Raw genomic sequence first — 17,047 nt, forward strand, 5'->3', positions numbered from 1 at the left:
GGGCGGCACGGGTGGGCGTGGGGGTCCCCCCTGTTCGAGCGAAGCCGAGAACTTGGGGGAGGCACCCCGCACCGCCGGGCTGCGGACCCACCCGGCCCCGGCACCAACGCCGAGCACCCCCCTGTCACAGATGATCGACAAAGCCGGGGCCACCACCTCACGGGGGTTACCCTCACGCAAGGGACGGCCACCGGGTCGTCGAACTCCGGACCGGTGGGGGACACACCGAATGCGCGCACTGCGAATACTGCTGATCTTCGTCGTGATCCTCGGCGGACTCTTCGTGATCGCCGACCGCCTCGCCGTCAACTTCGCCGAGGACGAGGCCGCGGACCGCCTGAAGACCACCGAGAACCTCGCCGCCACCCCGGACGTGTCCATCAAGGGCTTCCCGTTCCTCACCCAGGTCGTCGGTGGTTCCCTGGACGACATCGAGGTCGGCATCAAGAACTACGAGGCGGCCACGGGCAACGGCGACGGCGCCCAGAAGATCCGTATCGACGACCTCCGCGCCGACATGAAGGGCGTCGAGTTCTCCGGCGACTACAGCTCCGCCACCGCCACCAGCGCCACCGGCACGGCGACCATCGCCTACGACGAGCTGCTGAAGACGGCGAAGTCGGAGCCCACCCAGGTCGCCCCGGGCGTCACCGCCAACGTCGTCGGCCTCTCCGACGGCGGCAACGGCAAGATCAAGGTCACGGTCGAGGCCACCGTCCTCGGCAACGAGCTGCCGGAACCCGTCTCCGTGCTCAGCTCGGTGACCGTCGTCGACGGCGGCACCGTGCGGGTGAAGGCCGACGGCCTGCCGAAGTTCGCCGGAGTCGACCTCGCCGAGAACCGGGTCCGGTCCATCACCGACTTCCAGCAGAAGATCGACGGCCTCCCGGGCGGCATCCAGCTCGACCAGGTCCAGGCCGCCCCGGACGGCGTCGAGATCACGGTGAAGGGTTCCAACGTCCGCCTGGCCGGGTAGGAACGCGCAAGGCGGCGGACCAGCAGTGTCCGGTGGGTGAGACAGCGGCGTCCGCGGCTCAGATGTGATGGTCGGTCCTTTGGGCTCCGGCCCTCGTGCTGAGCCCCCGTACACCCTTCCGGTCCCACATTTCGGATCATCTCGTCTCAGTATGCGACACGCCGGTGACACGCGCACCCTGGCGTCCCTACGATCGACGGCATGAAGCGACAGGCGGATCTCACGAAGCGGCGGGCAGTAGACCTGTGCCGCGTCGCCGCCATGCTCTGTCGCACCTTCTGAGCGATCGCGTCGGCCGTGGCGCCGACGCGCGCATCCCCGCCGCCCTGCATCAAGGGCACCCGTGCGCCGCCCTGGTCATGGGCGCGTGCCCGCAGACCTCGTATGCCCCGCCGTAACTGCCCCGGAGGAGAAACAGCATGAGCCGCAGCGACGTCCTGGTCGACGCCGACTGGCTCCAGGAGCACCTGGACGACCCGACCATCGCCATCGTCGAGGTGGACGAGGACACGTCCGCCTACGAGAAGAACCACATCAAGAACGCGATCCGCATCGACTGGACCCAGGACCTCCAGGACCCGGTGCGCCGTGACTTCATCGACCAGGAGGGCTTCGAGAAGCTCCTGTCGGAGAAGGGCATCGCCAACGACCACACGGTGGTCCTGTACGGCGGTAACAACAACTGGTTCGCCTCGTACGCGTACTGGTACTTCAAGCTGTACGGCCACGAGAACGTCAAGCTCCTCGACGGCGGCCGCAAGAAGTGGGAGCTCGACGCGCGCGAGCTGGTCGCCGGCGACGAGGTGCCGGAGCGCCCGAAGACGGACTACAAGGCCAAGGCCCAGGACACGTCCATCCGCGCCTTCCGCGATGACGTGGTGGCCGCCATCGGTTCGCAGAACCTCGTCGACGTGCGCTCGCCCGACGAGTTCTCCGGCAAGCTGCTCGCCCCGGCCCACCTGCCGCAGGAGCAGTCCCAGCGCCCCGGCCACGTGCCGAGCGCCCGCAACATCCCGTGGTCCAAGAACGCCAACGACGACGGCACCTTCAAGTCGGACGAGGAGCTCAAGGCCCTCTACGAGGAGGAGAGCGTCGACCTGGCCAAGGACACCATCGCCTACTGCCGTATCGGTGAGCGCTCCGCGCTGACCTGGTTCGTGCTGCACGAGCTGCTGGGTGTGGAGAACGTCAAGAACTACGACGGCTCCTGGACCGAGTACGGCTCCCTGGTGGGCGTGCCGATCGAGCTCGGCGCCAACAAGTAAGCAACCCGACCGACCTTTCCAGACGACCTCAGGAGTACGACATGTGCGGTGCGAAGGCCGGCGGCCCCGACGCCTCGACGATCAAGCCCGGTGAGACCACGATCCAGGGTCAGGTGACCAAGGACGGCGAGCCCGTGGTCGGGTACGTCCGTCTGCTGGACTCGACCGGTGAGTTCACGGCCGAGGTGCCCACCTCGGCGACCGGACAGTTCCGCTTCTACGCGGCCGAGGGCACCTGGACGGTCCGTGCCCTCGTGCCCGGCGCCACCGCCGACCGCACGGTCGTCGCCCAGCAGGGCGGACTGGCGGAGGTCGCGATCGCCGTCTGACGGCGACGAGCAGGGCCAGTAGGGGCCGCACCCCCCGGGTTGGACGCCTGGGGTGCGGCCCTTCGGCCTGCCCGGACCTACGCTGGACATATGTACGCACGGCGGCGGCGGAGCTACTTCGTGATGATGGGCTGCTGCATCGCGCTGTTCGTCCTGGCGTGGGGTGTCGTGCGGCTGTGGTCGATCCCCGTGGCCGTGGGGATGTGTGTCGTAGCCATGGTCATCCCGCCCGTCGCGGCCATGGTCGCGAACCGGCGGGGGCCCGAGGACCGCTGGTGGGACGACCCGTCCGGGGATCCGCAGTCCGACGAGTGGTGGGACGAACTGGACGGCAAGAAGCGGCCGCGGTGAGCGGCGTCGTCTTGTCCGCGCGGGGTATCCGGGCATCCATGAGGCTGACAGCGGCGGTTCTGGACGCGCCGAACGCACGGGAGCTGGCCGCCTTCTATCTGCGGCTGCTGCCCGGATGGGGCGTCTGGCGGGACGAGGACGGCCCGGACTGGGTGCACATCCGCCCGCCCGACGGCGGTACGGGGCTGTCCTTCCAGACCGAGCCCGCCTACGTGCCGCCCGTCTGGCCGAGCGGCCCGGACCGGCAGCAGATGATGGTCCACCTCGACATCGAGGTCGACGATGTGGAGCGGGAGACCGCGCGGGCCGTCGCCGAGGGTGCACGGCTCGCCGACTTCCAGCCGCAGGCTCACGCCGGGTGCTGCTGGACCCGGCGGGTCACCCCTTCTGCCTCTACACGGAGGCGACCAAGGGCCCGCAGGCTCAGTAGACGAGCGCCTGTGTCCCGTCCGCCAGCGCCTCCTGGACGAAGACCTGCGCGCCCGCGATGCGGACGCCGTCGATGACGTCCTTCTCCGTGATCTCGCGCCGGGCCGCGCACTGGGTGCACAGCGTGATGCGGCCGGCCGCCAGGACCGAGTCCAGCAGGTCCGGCAGCGGGGCCGCGTGCGGCAGCTCGAACTCGGCGGCGCGGCCGGGCAGCGCGAACCAGGAGGACTCGCCGGTCAGCCACAGGGAGACGTCGACGCCGCTGGCGACCGCCACCGCCGCCACCGTGAACGCCTGCGAGCACCGCTCAGGGGCGTCGGCCCCTGCCGTCACCTTGATCACCAGCTTCTTCGCCATAGCCGGAATCGTAGTGCCGAAGGCGTCCGCGTAAGCTGGCCCCCGGCCCTGTGCACACATCCGCACCCGCTCAAGGAGCACCCCGTGGAGCTTTTCTTCGAAATCCTGTTGGTCCTGGTCGCCGTCGGCGTCATCGCCTTCGCCGGACTGACCGTGAAGAAGCTGTACCAGGGCCAGCGCTGACCCACGTCTAGGAAGTTCCCATGATCGAGATCCCGTCCGACCTGCACAAGGACCTCGTCCCGCTCGCCTTCCTGCTCGGCAACTGGGCGGGGGCCGGGGTGCACGACTTCCCCGGCTCCGAGAAGTGCAACTTCGGCCAGGAGGTCACCTTCACCCACGACGGCCGGGACTTCCTCGAGTACCACTCCCATTCCTGGGTGCTGGACAAGGACGGCAACAAGGTCCGGCCGCTGGAGTCCGAGCACGGCTTCTGGCGCATCGACGCCGACCGCAAGGTCGAGGTGACGATGACCCGCGACGACGGCGTCATCGAGATCTGGTACGGCGAACTGGCCGACCAGAAGCCCCAGATCGACCTCGTGACGGACGCCGTGGCCCGGACGGCCGCGTCCCAGCCCTACAGCGGCGGCAAGCGGCTGTACGGCTACGTCAAGAGTGACCTGATGTGGGTCGGCGAGAAGCAGACCCCCGAGGTCGAGCTGCGCCCCTACATGTCGGCCCACCTGAAGAAGGTCGTCACCCCGGAGGAGGTCGAGCGCTGGGCCAAGGCCCTGCCCGACGACATGCCGGACGACGGCATCGCCTTCTTCAAGTAGTCTCCGCCCACGTTGTGCAGGGCCCCGGCCTAGACTGGACGCCGTGGTGAGCACCGACTGGAAGAGCGATCTGCGGCAGCGCGGCTACCGGCTGACCCCGCAGCGGCAACTCGTGCTCGAAGCCGTGGACACCCTGGAGCACGCGACCCCCGACGACATCCTCGTGGAAGTGAGGAAGACGGCGTCGGGGGTCAACATTTCCACGGTGTACCGGACGCTGGAGCTCCTGGAGGAGCTCGGGCTGGTCAGCCATGCGCATCTGGGGCACGGGGCGCCGACGTATCACCTCGCGGACCGGCACCACCACCTCCACCTGGTGTGCCGGGACTGCCAGGAGGTCATCGAGGCGGACGTCGCCGTGGCCGCCGAGTTCACCGACAAGCTGCGGCAGACGTTCGGGTTCGACACCGACATGAAGCACTTCGCGATCTTCGGCCGGTGCGAGGACTGCACGCTCAAGGCTTCAACTACCGAGTCGTAGGCTTAGGGATATGAAGAGCCCCCTGCTGACCCTGCCCGGCGCCGTCCCCGCCGAGGGCGCGGACGAAGGTGTCGCCGCCCACTACGGTGACCTGTTCCGCGAGCAGCGTGCCCTCGCCGACGGCACCGGTTTCGTGGACCTCTCGCACCGGGGGGTCGTCACCGTCACCGGCGAGGACCGGCTGGCCTGGCTGCACCTGCTGCTCACCCAGCACGTGAGCGAGCTCCCGGCGGGCCGGGCGACCGAGGCGCTGATCCTCTCCGCGAACGGCCACATCGAGCACGCGCTGTACCTCGTCGACGACGGTGACACGGTCTGGGCCCATGTGGAGCCGGGCACCCAGGACGCGCTGATCGCGTACCTGGAGTCGATGAAGTTCTTCTACAAGGTCGAGGTCACCGACCGGACGGACGGCATCGCGGTGGTGCACCTGCCGGCCGGTTCGATCGCCGAGGTGCCGGAGGGCGTCGTCGTACGGGAGACGCCGTACGGGCGTGATCTGTTCCTGCCGCGCGCCGAGCTGGAGACGTACGCGGAGCAGGCGGGGCCGCCCGCCGGGATCCTGGCCCACGAGGCGCTGCGCGTGGAGCAGCACCGGCCCCGGCTCGGTTTCGAGACCGACCACCGCACGATCCCGCACGAGCTGGGCTGGATCGGCTCGGCGGTGCACCTGCAGAAGGGCTGCTACCGGGGGCAGGAGACGGTCGCCCGGGTGCAGAACCTGGGCAAGCCGCCGCGCCGGCTGGTCTTCCTGCACCTGGACGGCAGCGAGGTCCACCTGCCGGCCGCCGGCACCGAGATCCGCCTCGCGGACGACGGCCCCGACGGCCGGAAGGTCGGTTTCATCACGACCTCCGCGCGCCACCACGAGCTCGGGCCGGTCGCCCTCGCCCTGGTGAAGCGGAACGTGCCCGTGGACGCGCCGCTGGTGGCCGGGGACACCGCCGCCGCCCAGGAAGTCGTCGTCGAGCCGTAGGGCCTGTTCTACGGCTTTGACGCTTGTAGACCTTTCGGGTCAGATTTCGATCTGCACGGTGAACGGGCCGTCGTTCGTGAGCGATACCCTCATCGCCGCGCCGAAGCGGCCCGTCGCCACCGTCGCGCCCAGGGAGCGCAGCTGGGCGACCACCTCGTCGACCAGCGGTTCGGCGACATCGCCGGGGGCGGCGGCGTTCCAGGTGGGGCGGCGGCCCTTGCGGGCGTCGCCGTAGAGGGTGAACTGGCTGATCACCAGGAGCGGGGCGTCGATGTCGCTGCAGGACTTCTCGTCGTGCAGCATGCGGATCGACCACAGCTTCCGGGCCAGCTGGGCGGCCTTCTCCTTGGTGTCCTCGTGGGTCACGCCGACCAGGACGCACAGCCCCTCGCCCTCGATCGCGCCCACCGTCTCGCCGTCCACGACGACGCTCGCGCCGTCCACCCTCTGCACCACTGCTCGCATACGTCCATCATGCAGGGCGGTGAACGCGAGGCCCGGGGCGGTTTGCTCATGGCACGAACGGGTGGTTTGCATCGGACGCCAACAGGCCGCGCGCGGACGTATTTTGCTGCCTATCCGCCCATCTGGGGTCTATCGGGGGCACTCGTTCCCATAGCGGCCACTTGGGGTGGCACGATGCTTTCACACACCGGTCGAGGGGACGGTTGAGGCACATGAGCACATCAAGCACCGGGCAGCAGTCGGGGGCTGTCTGGTCGACGTACACGGGGATCGCGGCGACGGAGTACCACCGGCCGCCCACACAGCGCACCGACAGCCCGCGGCTGCCCTCGGACGCTCCCGAGCGCGAGCTGGCCGCGATGGACCTGCCCGAGCTGCGCACGCTGCGCCGCGACGCCCAGCGGGACGAGGCCGACCTCAGCTACGTACGGCGGCTGCTCCAGGGGCGGATCGACATCCTGCGGGCCGAGCTGGAGCGGCGTGCTCCGGCCGGTCCGGTCTCCGCCGACGTGCCCGCGGAGGCGTCCGTGGTCGAGCGGCTGGCGGAGATCCTGCGGGACGCCCCCGCCCGGACCCGCTCCTCCGCACGTCACGTGACCCTGGGCACGCCGCAGGGCGAGGAGTACCGGCGGCTGGCCGCGGAGGCGCTCGCCGAGATCGAGCTGTCCGATCTCCCCTCGCGCACGGACGCCGAGCTGAACGCGGCGATGGGGCGGCTCGTGCGCTACGAGCAGCAGATCTCCCGGCGGCGGCAGCGGCTCCAGCGCACCGCCGACGAGTGCGGCGCGGAGGTCGCGCGGCGGTACCGGGAGGGGGAGGCGCAGGTCGACGACCTGCTGGTGTGAGCGCCCAGGGGGGCTCACGGCGAAGGCCGGTCGGATATTCGGGCGACACCGATCGGCCCTCCGCCTAGCGTGAGCTCATGCCCGCCATTCCCCGAGCCGACATCGACGTACGCCCCGTCACCGAGGCCGAGTTCGCCGACTGGCTGCGTGCTGTGAAGACCGGCTTCCTGCAGACGCCTGTCGTGTTGGAGGAGGAGGTCGAGGAACGCCGCCGCGGGCGGTTCGTGCCGGGCCGCTACCTGGGTGCCTTCGACGGCGGCCGGTGCGTGGCGACCTTCCGGTCCTTCGACCAGCGGCTCACGGCCGTGGGCGGGGCGGCCGTCCCCGCCGATGCCATCTCGGGGGTCACCGTCACCGCCACGCACCGCCGCCGCGGGCTGCTCAGCCGGATGATGGCGCGGGACCTGGCGGCCGCGAAGGAACGGGGGGACGTCGTCGCGACGCTGATCGCCGCCGAGTACCCGATCTACGGCCGGTACGGCTTCGGGCCGGCCACCTGGATGTCCGAGTGGACGGTCGACGTGCCGCGCGCCGGCCTGGACGCGCGCCGGGCGGGGCCGGCGGACGGCGGGCGGATCGACCTGGTGGACGGGGAGGAGGTCCGCGAGCTCGGCCCCGAGCTGCACGAGCGGCTGCGCCGTGTCCTGCCCGGTGCCGTCGACCGCGACGACCTGTGGTGGCGGCTGGCGACCGGCGCCGTGCGGTTCGACCCGTCGTGGAAGCAACCCTTCTTCGCCGTGTACCGCTCGTCGTCCGGCGAGGTCGAGGGCATGGCCGCGTACGTGGTGGAGGACAACTGGGGCGACGGCAAGCAGCCGTTGAACACGGCGACCGTGAAGTGGCTGTCCGGCGTGACACCGGCCGCCGAGCGTGCTCTGTGGCACTACCTCTGTTCGATCGACTGGGTCGCGACGGTCAAGAGCGGCTGGCGGGCGCCCGACGATCTGCTGCCGCACTTCCTGCCGGACCCGCGGGCGGCCAGGATCACATCGCTGGCGGACTGGCTGTGGGTGCGGATCCTGGACGTCGAGCGGGCGCTTCAGGCGCGGACGTACACGGGGGAGGGGACGCTGGTGCTGGAGGTCGCCGGCGTGGACGGCCTGACCGGCGGGCGTTACCGGCTGGATGCCTCGGCCGACGGGGCGTCCTGTACGCCGACCACCGAGAGCGCGGACATCACCTTGGGACTGGGCGATCTGGGGGCGCTGTGGCTCGGGGACGAGTCGGTGGTGCGGCTGACGGCGCTGGGGCGGGTGCGGGAAGAACGAGCGGGCGCCGCCCGGAAGGCCGACGCCCTGCTGCTCACGTCCAGGCGGCCTTGGTGCCCGGACATGTTCTGAACCGCTCCTTTCCGCCCGTGGGCAGGGACCCGCATCCGTAGCGAGCTGTTCGGTTGTGGTTGTTGTGCGGTGCTGCTCCGGCCGAGCGGGGCTCCCGGCTCCCCTCCGGAGGGGAGTCCCGTGGCGGGTGGCCAACCGTTGAAGGTCCTGACCATGTCGCTCGAGTTGGCGACCAACTTCACTGTACTTATCTCCGCTTGGAAGCGTCTCATAACCACCTTTCGCTGAACTGCCGGAAGATGGCGGGAAGTTGTACTGTTCATATGTGGACCCGGAACACGCCCCCGTCACTGGACGGAAGAGGTCGCAACGGCCACAGAGAACACATCACGAGGTGGCCGACGAACTGCGCGCGCGGATCAGTTCAGGAGTGCTGCGGCCGGGTGAGCGCATGCCCACCCAGGCCCGGCTGGCCCAGGAGTTCGGGGTGGAGCGCGGTGTGGTGCGCCAGGCGCTGCGCGTCCTGCAGTCCGAGCGACTGCTCACCAACATGTCCAAGGGCGTCCCGGCGACCGTCGCCCCCGGCCCCGCCAGGGCGCTGACCGGCCCGGGGGCTCCGCCCCTGCCGACGACGGTGGCCCTCGCGCCCCGGATCGCGACGGCGTTCGCGGCCGAACACGTCGAGATCGACGCCGTGTGCCTGACCGCCATCTCCCTCACGCTCGCCATCGGTGAGCCCCTGCGGCAGATCCACGCGGGACGGCTGAAACCGGCCAAGGTCGACGTCCGGGTCCTGCTGCCGAGCCGGGACATCGACCTCGCCTTCCCGGTGCCGGTCGAGGGGCGCGGTGACGACTGGGTGCACGAGCGGTGGCTCGCGATGCGCAACGCCCAGGGACAGGTGCTGCAGCACAACCTGCTGGCCCTGCGCGCCACGCACGGCATCGACGTGCACGTCACGTTCCGCGCGCTGCCCTTCACTCCGCCGGTGAAGCTGTACCTGCTCAACGGTGCGGAGGCGCTGTTCGCGTACTACACGCTGACGCGCCGGGAGGCCGAGATCGACCACGAGCAGATGGAGATGTACGACGCCCAGGGCACCCGGTCGATGCTGTTCTCCTTCGGGCAGGGGCCCGGCCTGCGCGACACGACGTTCGTCGAGCAGTCGCACCTGTGGTTCAACGCACTGTGGGAGACGATCAGTTCGGAGCTGGTGCTCACGAGCTGACGTCTCCCACGGTGGTTGATCAGGGGCGGCGCGGTGACTCATAGGGCGGGCCCCGTCATCAGCAGCGCGAGCACGACCGCTCCGGCGGAGCTGACCGCCGGGCTCTTGGCCTTGATGCCCACGGTGAGAAGGATCAGGCCGACGAGGCCGGCCGGACCGTACTTCCACTCGACGAGCTGCTCGAAGAGGACGACGAAGGCGGCGGAGAGGAGAGCGAGGGCGGGCATGGGCGTTCCCCCTTCGGAAGTTCGGAAGTAAAACTTCCGCCAACTCTGGAAAGTTGGCAACCAACTCTGATTTAGTTGTCCCCACTTGGTGGGTGGTAATAAACAACTTTCAAACAACTCCCGCCAGATGGATCAGAGTTGTAGCGTTTGGTCGTGACCCAGGAGAGCGTGACGGAGAACGTGGCAGCGAACGGCAGCAGAAGGCTCTCGCCCCAGGAGATCGCCGACAGCCTGCGGGAACGCATCCGCACCGGCGAGCTCAAGCCAGGGGACCGCCTGCCCACCCAGGCCGAACTCGCGGAGGAATTCGGCGTGGAACGCGGCACCGTCCGCCAGGCCGTGCGGGCACTCCAGCAGGACGGACTCCTCGCCAACGTCAGCAAGGGCAGCCCGCCGACGATCGCGGCGCCCGCCCCGGCGCGGGGGGAGCCGCAGCCGACGATGGTGGGGCTCGCTCCACGGTTGACGGAGGCGTTCTCGGCGCGGCGCGTGCGCGTGGATGTGGTCTGCCACACCGCCGAAACCCTGATGGTCGCGATCGGTGAACCGCTCCGGCTGATCCACGAGGGCCGGATCCGTCCCGAGGCGATCGACGTCCGCATCCTCGTCCCCTCCCGAGACATCGAACTGGCATTCCCCGTGCCCGTGGAGGCCCACGGCGACGACAACCCCGTCCACCAGCGCTGGCTGGCCATGCGCAACGCCCAGGGGCAGGTCCTCCAGCACAATCTGCTGTCCCTGCGCTCCACCCACGGCATGGACGTACGGGTCCGCTTCCGCGCGCTGCCCTTCACACCGCCGGTGAAGCTGTACCTCCTCAACGAGGAGGAGGCGCTGATCGGCTACTACATGCTGACCAGGCGCGAGGAGGAGTGGGGCAGCCAGACCCTGGACATGTACGACGTCCTGGGCTCCCAGTCGCTCCTCTTCTCCTTCGTGAAGCGAGCGGGTCAGCGGGATGCGGCGTTCGTGAAGGAATCCCAGAAGTGGTTCGACGCCCTCTGGGAAACCATCACGTCGGACCTGACACTCTCCTCGTGACTTCTGATGCGAAGCAGACTGGTTCGGTGACAGTCGAGACCGAGAACGAGACGCACGAACTCCGGACTCTGATCCGACGCGCCCGGGTGGTGCTGTGGGACTTCGACGGGCCCATATGCCGGCTGTTCGCCAACCACTCGGCGGAACGGGTGGCGAGCGATCTGGTGTCCTGGCTGGAGGGGCGGGGCCTGCACGGCCTGCTGTCGGAGACCGAGCGAGAGTCCCTCGACCCGCATGTGGTGCTGCGCGCCGTCGACCGTCGGCACCCCGGCAGCGATCTCGTCACCGACCTGGAGGAACGCCTCACCCAGGAGGAACGGCAGGCCGCGTCTTCGGCGATGCCGACCCCGTACGCGGACCCACTGATCCGCACCTGGACCGCGGTGGGCGCCCGGCTGGCGATCGCCACCAACAACTCCCCGCGCGTGGCCGTCGAGTACCTCACCGGCCGCGGCATCGTGTCCTGCTTCCACCCGCACATCTACGGCCGCACCCAAGACCTGCATCAGCTGAAGCCGGACCCGCACTGCCTCAACCGGGCGCTGAGCGCGATGGGAGCCGCTCCGTCCGACGCCCTGATGATCGGAGACACGCCCTCCGACCGCGAGGCCGCGGGACGGGCGGGGGTGCCGTTCCTGGGCTACGCGCGCAACGAACGGAAGGCCAAGGCGCTGCAGCAGGCCGGAGCCGATGTGGTCCTGGAATCCCTGGAGCCGCTGCTGAAGCTGCTGCGCGGAGCCTAGTCAGTCACCTTGTCGGTCCACTTGCCTGCTCGTGCCGGCGCGGAAAACGCGGGAGAGACGTGAGGGGGCCGTGTGGCGGCCGGGGTGTAGCATTCCGGCACCGCGCACGGAATGAGCAGACGCTCACTCCCGTTCGTATAGGGAGGGGCCAACCGGCCACCATCGAACGGGTTCCCGCAGTCTCCTGCAGATGGGTGGCAAACCACCCTCAATGGCTCACTCCGCGATGCGCGGTGCCGGCCGCGAACCTACCGTTTGCCATATCGTCCCCCCCTTCTCGTACCTCCGGAGCGGCCAGTGGGCGCATCCCCTCCTCCCCGTCCCTCACCCGGGGAGCGCGCCTCACACGACGCCACGTGCCGGGCCTTCGTCAGACTGGCCGCCGAACTGGGGCAGGCGAGCAGCGGCCATCACCACCGGAACCACGTCCTGCCGTTGACGGAGCCCATGGCCCGGCTGGTCGGGCGCGAGGCCGGGACCTCCGTCATCGTCCGTGTCCGGCGACCGGACGCGCTGCCCGTGGTCATCCGGACCTGGCGGAACGAGGCGGAGATCCTCGAGGCGGTGCGGCGAGTCCTGCCGCTCGCGCCGGAGTGCCTGGTCAGCGGGGACGACTTCGCGGTCCACAGCTTTGTGGAGGGCGTGCCGCTCTCCAGCGTCTGCGACAACGGCAAACCCGTCGACACCCTCCTCGTCAAGGCGCTGGCCGGTCTGCTCGCCCGGATGGCGCAGGTGCGGCGGGGTGCGCTGCCCGCCCTGCCGCCCGTCTGGCCCCGTAACGCCATGGACAGCCAGGGTTTCCTCCGGACGCTGGTCCACTTGGCCGACCGGCAGATCAGGCGGCCGAACTGGTCCGCCTTCGGGGGTCTGTTCGCGGCGCTGGGCATCCGGGAGGACGCGCTCGCCGGACTGGCCGGACGGGTCCCGGCCATGGCCCGGCGGCCGTACAGCCTGCTCCACGCCGATCTGCACCGCGACAACGTGATCGTGTCGTCCGCGGACGACCCCCTCATCTCGGACGACCCCCTCATCTGCGTCGACTGGGAGCTGGCGACCTACGGCGATCCGCTGCACGATCTCGCGACGCACCTCGTCCGCATGCGGTATCCGGCCCATCAGTGGGCCGAGGTGGTCGACGCGTGGGCCGAGGCCATGCAGGAGGTCCGTCCGGCCGCGGTCAACGGCCTGGCCAAGGACCTCCGGCACTACCTGGCCTTCGAGCGGGCCCAGTCGGTTTTCCCGGACGTGATGCGGGCCGCCCGGTCCATCGAGGAATCGTTCACGCAGACGAGCCTGGACGAGGCGACGGCTCAGGTGCGGCGGGCCCTCGAGGCGGCGGCGGAACCGCTGCGGCTCGGCGGTGTGCCGGGGGAGGGCGAGATCAGGCGGGTCCTGTTCCGGTGGCTGGTGTCGCGGACGAACGGGGACATCAGCGGCCGGGCCTGGATCGCGAAGGCGTTCGAGTGGCGGCCCGACCGGCGGGTGCCGGAGCGTCCCGACTTCCCGCCCACCGCGGTGCGCGAGGCCCTGCTCGCGGAGGGAGCGGCCCCGGCGAGCAGGGTGTTCAAGGGGACCGCGCACCTGAACACGGTGGTGTCGGTGCCCGGCTTCGACTCGCCCGTGGTCGTGCGGAGGAAGCTGCCCGAGGTGTGCCGGCGGGAGCGCGGCTTCCTCAGCGAGCACGCCGTGCTGCACGCGATCGAGGAGTCCTCCACGGGCGTGGCGGCTCCGAGGGTGCTGGCGCTGGGCGAGACCTTCCAGGGCGACACCATCGCCATCCACACGTACGTCGGACCCGGTGACGTCGGCCGGCCGCCCGACCATCCCGTGCACGGCCTGCTGCCGCACGAGGCGGACTGCCTGGTGGACCAGCTGTGCGCCCTCACGCGGGTGCGGTACAAGCAGGTCGACCCGGCCGCCGGTGAGGGCGGGTTCCACCGCTGGCTGCGGGACCAGCTCATCTCCCTGGTGCGTGACCTGCCGAAGGAGTCGCAGCAACTGGCCCGGCACCTGGGGCTGCCCGACGCGGACCGGCTGCGGCTGATCCTCTCCCGGCACGAGGTGAGTCACCGGGAGCCCGCCCTGCTGCACGGGGACCTGAATCCCTGGAACCTCGTACGGCGCGACGACGGCCTGGCTCTGACCATCATCGACTGGGAGATGGCCGTGGTCGGTGACCCCCTGTACGACCTCGTCCGGCACATGCACCTGACGCCGACCCGGCCGGAGATCCGGGACCGCATGTTCCGCCGCTGGGAGCGTCGGCTGCCCGCCGAGTACACCCGTGACTGGCGCCGTGACTGGCGGGTCTACCGCTGGCTGGAGATCGTGCGGTCCGCGTACGTCGACCTGGACCGCCTGGTGACCGGCGCGAGCCTGGACGCCCCCAACGTGCGGCGGGCCGTGGACTCGTACGCCATGACCCTGGCCGCCGCCACCGCCTCCCTCGGCCTCCCGGCGCGCTCCACCGCCACCCCCTGCCTCGCCCGCGCCCTCGCACAACCGCCGACCGCCCCTCTGCCCGCCGCTGCGTAGGCTCGCCGTATGAGCGAGATCGGGCTGCGGGAGCGCAAGAGGCAGCGGATGTACCAGGTCGTGTCGGACGTCGCGATCCGGCTCTTCCTGGAGAAGGGGTTCGACGCGGTGTCCGTGGCCGAGGTGGCGGCGGCGGCCGAGATCTCGAAGCCGACGCTGTTCCGGTACTTCCCGGCCAAGGAGGATCTGGTGCTGCACCGGATCGCCGACCACGAGGGCGAGGCCGCGCGGGTGGTGGCGGAGGCCCGGGGCGCGCCGGTGGAGGCGTTGCGGCGGCACTTCCTGGCGGGGCTGGAGCGGTGTGATCCGGTGACCGGGCTCAATGACGATCCCGGGGTGCTCGCCTTCCACGGCCTGCTCTACGAGACGCCCTCCCTGGTCGCCCGGGCGCACACGCACCAGGAGCGGTCCGAGGCCGCGCTCGCCGAGGCGCTCGGGGGTGATCTGGACGCGCGGCTGGCGGCGGGGCAGATCATGGCCGTGCAGCGGATCCTCGCGATGGAGAACTGGCGGCGGATCGCCGCCGGTGAGCGGGTGGCGGACGTACGGGCCGACGCGGTGGCGGCGGCGGAGCGGGCCTTCGGGTGGCTGGCGGAGGGGCTGCCGCCGGGCCTCCGGGGCGGCACACGAGCCGACTGATACACGGTAATAAATTTAACTCGGTTACGTTTTTCGCGTACGCTCGGTGGAATGACGTCGACCGAGCCTGCCCTCCAGCGCGTACTCGACCGGGAACGCGCCCATCACGAGCGCTGCCGGGACGCCCTCGCCGCGATGGTCGAGGGCGCCGGTGAACAGGTCGTCACCGGGGAGGACGTCTCCGCCTCCGGTGCCGATGCCGAGGTCCTCGGATACCGGCTGCGCAGCCGGGCCAAGGCGCTGCGGGAACTGCCCGAGGGGCCGTTGTTCTTCGGGGCCCTGCGGGGCGAGGAGGGGGAGTTGCACATCGGGCGGCTGCGGATCTCCGAGCACCCGGCCGAGCCGCCCCTCGTCGTCGACTGGCGCGCACCCGTATCGCGCGCCTTCTACCAGGCCTCCGCGCGTGATCCGCAGGGCGTCGCCGTGCGCCGGCGGTTCGGGTGGGCGCCCGGCAGCCGGGGCGACTCCGCCGACCTCACCGGCCTGGAGGACGAGCACCTGGGGCAGGGGGAGACGCGGACCAGTGAGATCGTCGCGCGGGAGATCGAACGGCCCCGCGTCGGGCCCATGCGGGACATCGCCGCGACCATCCAGCCCGAGCAGGACGACCTGGTACGAGGAGACCTGGCGATGTCGGTGTGCGTGCAGGGGGCGCCCGGCACCGGCAAGACCGCCGTGGGCCTGCACCGGGCCGCGTACCTCCTCTACACCCACCCGCAGCGCATCCGGCGCGGCGGTCTGCTGATCCTTGGCCCCAACCGCACGTTCCTGTCGTACATCGCGGAGGTTCTGCCCGCCCTCGGTGAGACGGGTGTGCGGCAGTCGACGCTCGCCGAGGAGATCGCCCGGTGGCCGGTCCGCGGTGCCGACGACGAGTCCGCCGCCGTCGTCAAGCACGACGCCCGGATGGCGGAGGTGCTGCGGCGGGCGCTGTACGCGCGGGTGCGCACCGAGGGGGCCGGTCCGCTCGCCGTGCCGGACGGGTCGTACCGCTGGCGGGTGCCGGAGGCCGAACTCGCGAGGATCGTCACGGACGTCCGTGCGGAGGAGCCGCCGTACGGGGTCGGGCGGGAGCGGGTGCGGGCACGGATCGTGCGGTGTCTGCGGGAGCAGGCGGAGCGTCGGGCCGGGCCGCCCCCGAACGCCTGGGTACGGCGCGTCGAGCGGGCCCGGCCGGTGTCCGCGTATGTCGACGCCGTCTGGCCCCGGGTCCGGCCCGAGGAGGTCCTGGCCGAACTGCTCGGCGACGAGGGGGCGTTGGCGGAGTCCGCCGAGGGGCTGCTGGACCCGGCTGAGCAGGAGGCGCTGCTGTGGCGGAAGCCGCCCCGGTCGTGGAAGTCGGCGCGCTGGTCGGCCGCCGATCTGGTGCTCCTCGACGAGGTCGCGGGCCTGATCGGGCACCCGGAGGGGTACGGGCATGTCGTCGTCGACGAGGCGCAGGACCTGTCCCCGATGGAGTGCCGGGCCGTCGCCCGCCGGGCTCGTTTCGGCTCGCTGACGGTGCTGGGCGACCTGGCTCAGGGGACGACGCCCTGGGCGGCACGGTCGTGGCGGACGGTCCTCGCGCACCTCGGCAAGCCGGACGCGGCCGTGGTCACGCTGACCACCGGCTTCCGCGTGCCGCAGGCGGTCGTCGGGCTCGCCAACCGGCTCCTGGAGCGGCTGGACGTGGACGTGCCTGCGGCCCGTTCGCTGCGCCGGGACGGGGAGTTGCGGATGCGGGAGACGACCGCGGACGGGGTGCCCGCGGCCGTCGTGGAGGCCGTACGGGAGGCCCTGGGGCGCGAGGGCTCGGTCGGGGTCGTCGCGGCGGACGCGGACGTGCCCCGGGTGCGGGCGGCGCTGGACGCGGCCGGTATCGAGGCGGCGGGCCCGGAGGAACTCGGCGCGCGGCTGTCCCTGGTCCCGGCGAGCGTGGTCAAGGGACTCGAGTACGACCATGTCGTGGTCGTCGAGCCGGCGGCCATCGCCGCGGCGGAGGAACGGGGCCTGCACCGGCTGTACGTGGTGCTGACGCGGGCGGTGTCGCGGCTGGAGGTGGTGCGGGGGAGGCCGCTGCCGTTCTGACCGCAGGGCCTCCCCGGGCCCGCCGTGCGGAGGC

20 protein-coding genes are annotated in these 17,047 nt (G+C 70.9%); 17 read left to right on the forward strand and 3 right to left on the reverse strand.

All coding sequences use genetic code 11. The features are described from left to right. Positions 1-229 precede the first annotated feature (229 nt). The 6 genes from IE97_RS0121285 to IE97_RS40570 all read left to right on the forward strand — a co-directional run bounded on the left by IE97_RS0121285 (position 230) and on the right by IE97_RS40570 (position 3,427). Positions 230-976, forward strand: a complete 747-nt coding sequence (locus IE97_RS0121285; RefSeq protein ID WP_030242956.1) for a DUF2993 domain-containing protein — start codon at positions 230-232, stop codon at positions 974-976. A 201-nt stretch (positions 977-1,177) separates the two neighbouring features. Next, positions 1,178-1,258, forward strand: a complete 81-nt coding sequence (locus IE97_RS43815) for a putative leader peptide (protein ID WP_350310325.1) — start codon at positions 1,178-1,180, stop codon at positions 1,256-1,258. Positions 1,259-1,395: 137 nt separating this feature from the next. Then, a complete protein-coding gene (locus tag IE97_RS0121290) occupies positions 1,396-2,241 on the forward strand; it encodes a sulfurtransferase (RefSeq protein WP_030242960.1) in 846 nt (281 codons plus the stop codon). A 41-nt stretch (positions 2,242-2,282) separates the two neighbouring features. Next, positions 2,283-2,570 (forward strand): DUF1416 domain-containing protein, encoded by a 288-nt coding sequence (locus tag IE97_RS0121295; RefSeq protein WP_003991226.1) that lies wholly within the window; start codon positions 2,283-2,285, stop codon positions 2,568-2,570. Between the two features lie 90 nt (positions 2,571-2,660). Continuing rightward, a complete protein-coding gene (locus IE97_RS0121300; protein WP_030242971.1) occupies positions 2,661-2,921 on the forward strand; it encodes a DUF3099 domain-containing protein in 261 nt (86 codons plus the stop codon). A 38-nt stretch (positions 2,922-2,959) separates the two neighbouring features. After that, complete coding sequence (locus tag IE97_RS40570; RefSeq protein WP_324608019.1) at positions 2,960-3,427, forward strand: VOC family protein; 468 nt, start codon at positions 2,960-2,962, stop codon at positions 3,425-3,427. Here the strand turns inward: IE97_RS40570 and IE97_RS0121305 are convergent. Continuing rightward, the gene (locus IE97_RS0121305) at positions 3,345-3,707 is read right to left on the reverse strand and encodes a DsrE family protein (protein WP_030242974.1); all 363 of its coding nucleotides are present in this window, start codon (positions 3,705-3,707) and stop codon (positions 3,345-3,347) included. The two genes, IE97_RS40570 and IE97_RS0121305, sit on opposite strands and share 83 nt — an antisense overlap. 203 nt (positions 3,708-3,910) lie before the next feature. Here IE97_RS0121305 and IE97_RS0121315 point away from each other — a divergent pair, with 203 nt between their 5' ends. The 3 genes from IE97_RS0121315 to IE97_RS0121325 are packed head-to-tail and all read left to right on the forward strand — an operon-like array spanning position 3,911 to position 5,943. After that, positions 3,911-4,486, forward strand: a complete 576-nt coding sequence (locus IE97_RS0121315; protein ID WP_030242977.1) for an FABP family protein — start codon at positions 3,911-3,913, stop codon at positions 4,484-4,486. 43 nt (positions 4,487-4,529) lie between these two features. After that, on the forward strand, positions 4,530-4,967 hold the full coding sequence (locus tag IE97_RS0121320; RefSeq protein ID WP_030242979.1) for a Fur family transcriptional regulator: 438 nt from the start codon (positions 4,530-4,532) through the stop codon (positions 4,965-4,967). Between the two features lie 10 nt (positions 4,968-4,977). Next, positions 4,978-5,943, forward strand: a complete 966-nt coding sequence (locus IE97_RS0121325; RefSeq protein WP_030242982.1) for a YgfZ/GcvT domain-containing protein — start codon at positions 4,978-4,980, stop codon at positions 5,941-5,943. A gap of 39 nt (positions 5,944-5,982) precedes the next feature. Here the strand turns inward: IE97_RS0121325 and dtd are convergent, their stop codons facing one another. Next, a complete protein-coding gene (gene dtd / locus IE97_RS0121330) occupies positions 5,983-6,408 on the reverse strand; it encodes a D-aminoacyl-tRNA deacylase (protein WP_030242984.1) in 426 nt (141 codons plus the stop codon). Between the two features lie 212 nt (positions 6,409-6,620). On the opposite strand from dtd, the gene IE97_RS0121335 reads away from it, so the two are divergent. The 3 genes from IE97_RS0121335 (at position 6,621) to IE97_RS0121345 (ending at position 9,761) form a co-directional block, all read left to right on the forward strand. Then, positions 6,621-7,253, forward strand: coding sequence for a hypothetical protein (locus IE97_RS0121335; protein ID WP_030242986.1), 633 nt, complete (start codon positions 6,621-6,623; stop codon positions 7,251-7,253). 77 nt (positions 7,254-7,330) lie between these two features. After that, positions 7,331-8,593: a GNAT family N-acetyltransferase gene (locus tag IE97_RS0121340; RefSeq protein ID WP_030242987.1), complete on the forward strand. Its 1,263-nt coding sequence runs from the start codon at positions 7,331-7,333 to the stop codon at positions 8,591-8,593. Positions 8,594-8,843: 250 nt separating this feature from the next. Continuing rightward, entirely contained in the window at positions 8,844-9,761 is a 918-nt protein-coding gene (locus tag IE97_RS0121345; protein ID WP_078603330.1) for a FadR/GntR family transcriptional regulator, read from the forward strand. 38 nt (positions 9,762-9,799) lie between these two features. On the opposite strand, the gene IE97_RS0121350 is transcribed toward IE97_RS0121345, so the two are convergent. Further along, entirely contained in the window at positions 9,800-9,988 is a 189-nt protein-coding gene (locus IE97_RS0121350; RefSeq protein ID WP_030242990.1) for a hypothetical protein, read from the reverse strand. 147 nt (positions 9,989-10,135) lie between these two features. Between IE97_RS0121350 and IE97_RS0121355 the strand changes: the two genes are divergently transcribed. The 5 genes from IE97_RS0121355 to IE97_RS0121375 all read left to right on the forward strand — a co-directional run bounded on the left by IE97_RS0121355 (position 10,136) and on the right by IE97_RS0121375 (position 17,013). Next, complete coding sequence (locus IE97_RS0121355; protein WP_051705060.1) at positions 10,136-11,029, forward strand: winged helix-turn-helix domain-containing protein; 894 nt, start codon at positions 10,136-10,138, stop codon at positions 11,027-11,029. 26 nt (positions 11,030-11,055) lie between these two features. Next, on the forward strand, positions 11,056-11,772 hold the full coding sequence (locus IE97_RS0121360; RefSeq protein ID WP_030242995.1) for an HAD family hydrolase: 717 nt from the start codon (positions 11,056-11,058) through the stop codon (positions 11,770-11,772). Between the two features lie 297 nt (positions 11,773-12,069). Next, positions 12,070-14,307 (forward strand): phosphotransferase family protein, encoded by a 2,238-nt coding sequence (locus tag IE97_RS0121365; RefSeq protein WP_051705061.1) that lies wholly within the window; start codon positions 12,070-12,072, stop codon positions 14,305-14,307. A 9-nt stretch (positions 14,308-14,316) separates the two neighbouring features. Then, complete coding sequence (locus IE97_RS0121370) at positions 14,317-14,946, forward strand: TetR family transcriptional regulator (protein WP_030242999.1); 630 nt, start codon at positions 14,317-14,319, stop codon at positions 14,944-14,946. A gap of 51 nt (positions 14,947-14,997) precedes the next feature. Continuing rightward, the gene (locus IE97_RS0121375; RefSeq protein ID WP_030243000.1) at positions 14,998-17,013 is read left to right on the forward strand and encodes a HelD family protein; all 2,016 of its coding nucleotides are present in this window, start codon (positions 14,998-15,000) and stop codon (positions 17,011-17,013) included. The last annotated feature ends 34 nt before the right edge of the window (positions 17,014-17,047 follow it).

The sequence above is a fragment of the Streptomyces sp. NRRL S-455 genome, from assembly GCF_000717875.1.
Lineage (GTDB): Bacteria > Actinomycetota > Actinomycetes > Streptomycetales > Streptomycetaceae > Streptomyces.

Bases quoted from the DNA above. Each gene is read 5' to 3' on its own strand.
- IE97_RS0121285 (WP_030242956.1), top strand. From the start codon at position 230: ATGCGCGCACTGCGAATACTGCTGATCTTCGTCGTGATCCTCGGCGGA.
- IE97_RS43815 (WP_350310325.1), top strand. From the start codon at position 1,178: ATGAAGCGACAGGCGGATCTCACGAAGCGGCGGGCAGTAGACCTGTGC.
- IE97_RS0121290 (WP_030242960.1), top strand. From the start codon at position 1,396: ATGAGCCGCAGCGACGTCCTGGTCGACGCCGACTGGCTCCAGGAGCAC.
- IE97_RS0121295 (WP_003991226.1), top strand. From the start codon at position 2,283: ATGTGCGGTGCGAAGGCCGGCGGCCCCGACGCCTCGACGATCAAGCCC.
- IE97_RS0121300 (WP_030242971.1), top strand. From the start codon at position 2,661: ATGTACGCACGGCGGCGGCGGAGCTACTTCGTGATGATGGGCTGCTGC.
- IE97_RS40570 (WP_324608019.1), top strand. From the start codon at position 2,960: ATGAGGCTGACAGCGGCGGTTCTGGACGCGCCGAACGCACGGGAGCTG.
- IE97_RS0121305 (WP_030242974.1), bottom strand. From the start codon at position 3,707: ATGGCGAAGAAGCTGGTGATCAAGGTGACGGCAGGGGCCGACGCCCCT.
- IE97_RS0121315 (WP_030242977.1), top strand. From the start codon at position 3,911: ATGATCGAGATCCCGTCCGACCTGCACAAGGACCTCGTCCCGCTCGCC.
- IE97_RS0121325 (WP_030242982.1), top strand. From the start codon at position 4,978: ATGAAGAGCCCCCTGCTGACCCTGCCCGGCGCCGTCCCCGCCGAGGGC.
- dtd (WP_030242984.1), bottom strand. From the start codon at position 6,408: ATGCGAGCAGTGGTGCAGAGGGTGGACGGCGCGAGCGTCGTCGTGGAC.
- IE97_RS0121335 (WP_030242986.1), top strand. From the start codon at position 6,621: ATGAGCACATCAAGCACCGGGCAGCAGTCGGGGGCTGTCTGGTCGACG.
- IE97_RS0121340 (WP_030242987.1), top strand. From the start codon at position 7,331: ATGCCCGCCATTCCCCGAGCCGACATCGACGTACGCCCCGTCACCGAG.
- IE97_RS0121350 (WP_030242990.1), bottom strand. From the start codon at position 9,988: ATGCCCGCCCTCGCTCTCCTCTCCGCCGCCTTCGTCGTCCTCTTCGAG.
- IE97_RS0121370 (WP_030242999.1), top strand. From the start codon at position 14,317: ATGAGCGAGATCGGGCTGCGGGAGCGCAAGAGGCAGCGGATGTACCAG.
- IE97_RS0121375 (WP_030243000.1), top strand. From the start codon at position 14,998: ATGACGTCGACCGAGCCTGCCCTCCAGCGCGTACTCGACCGGGAACGC.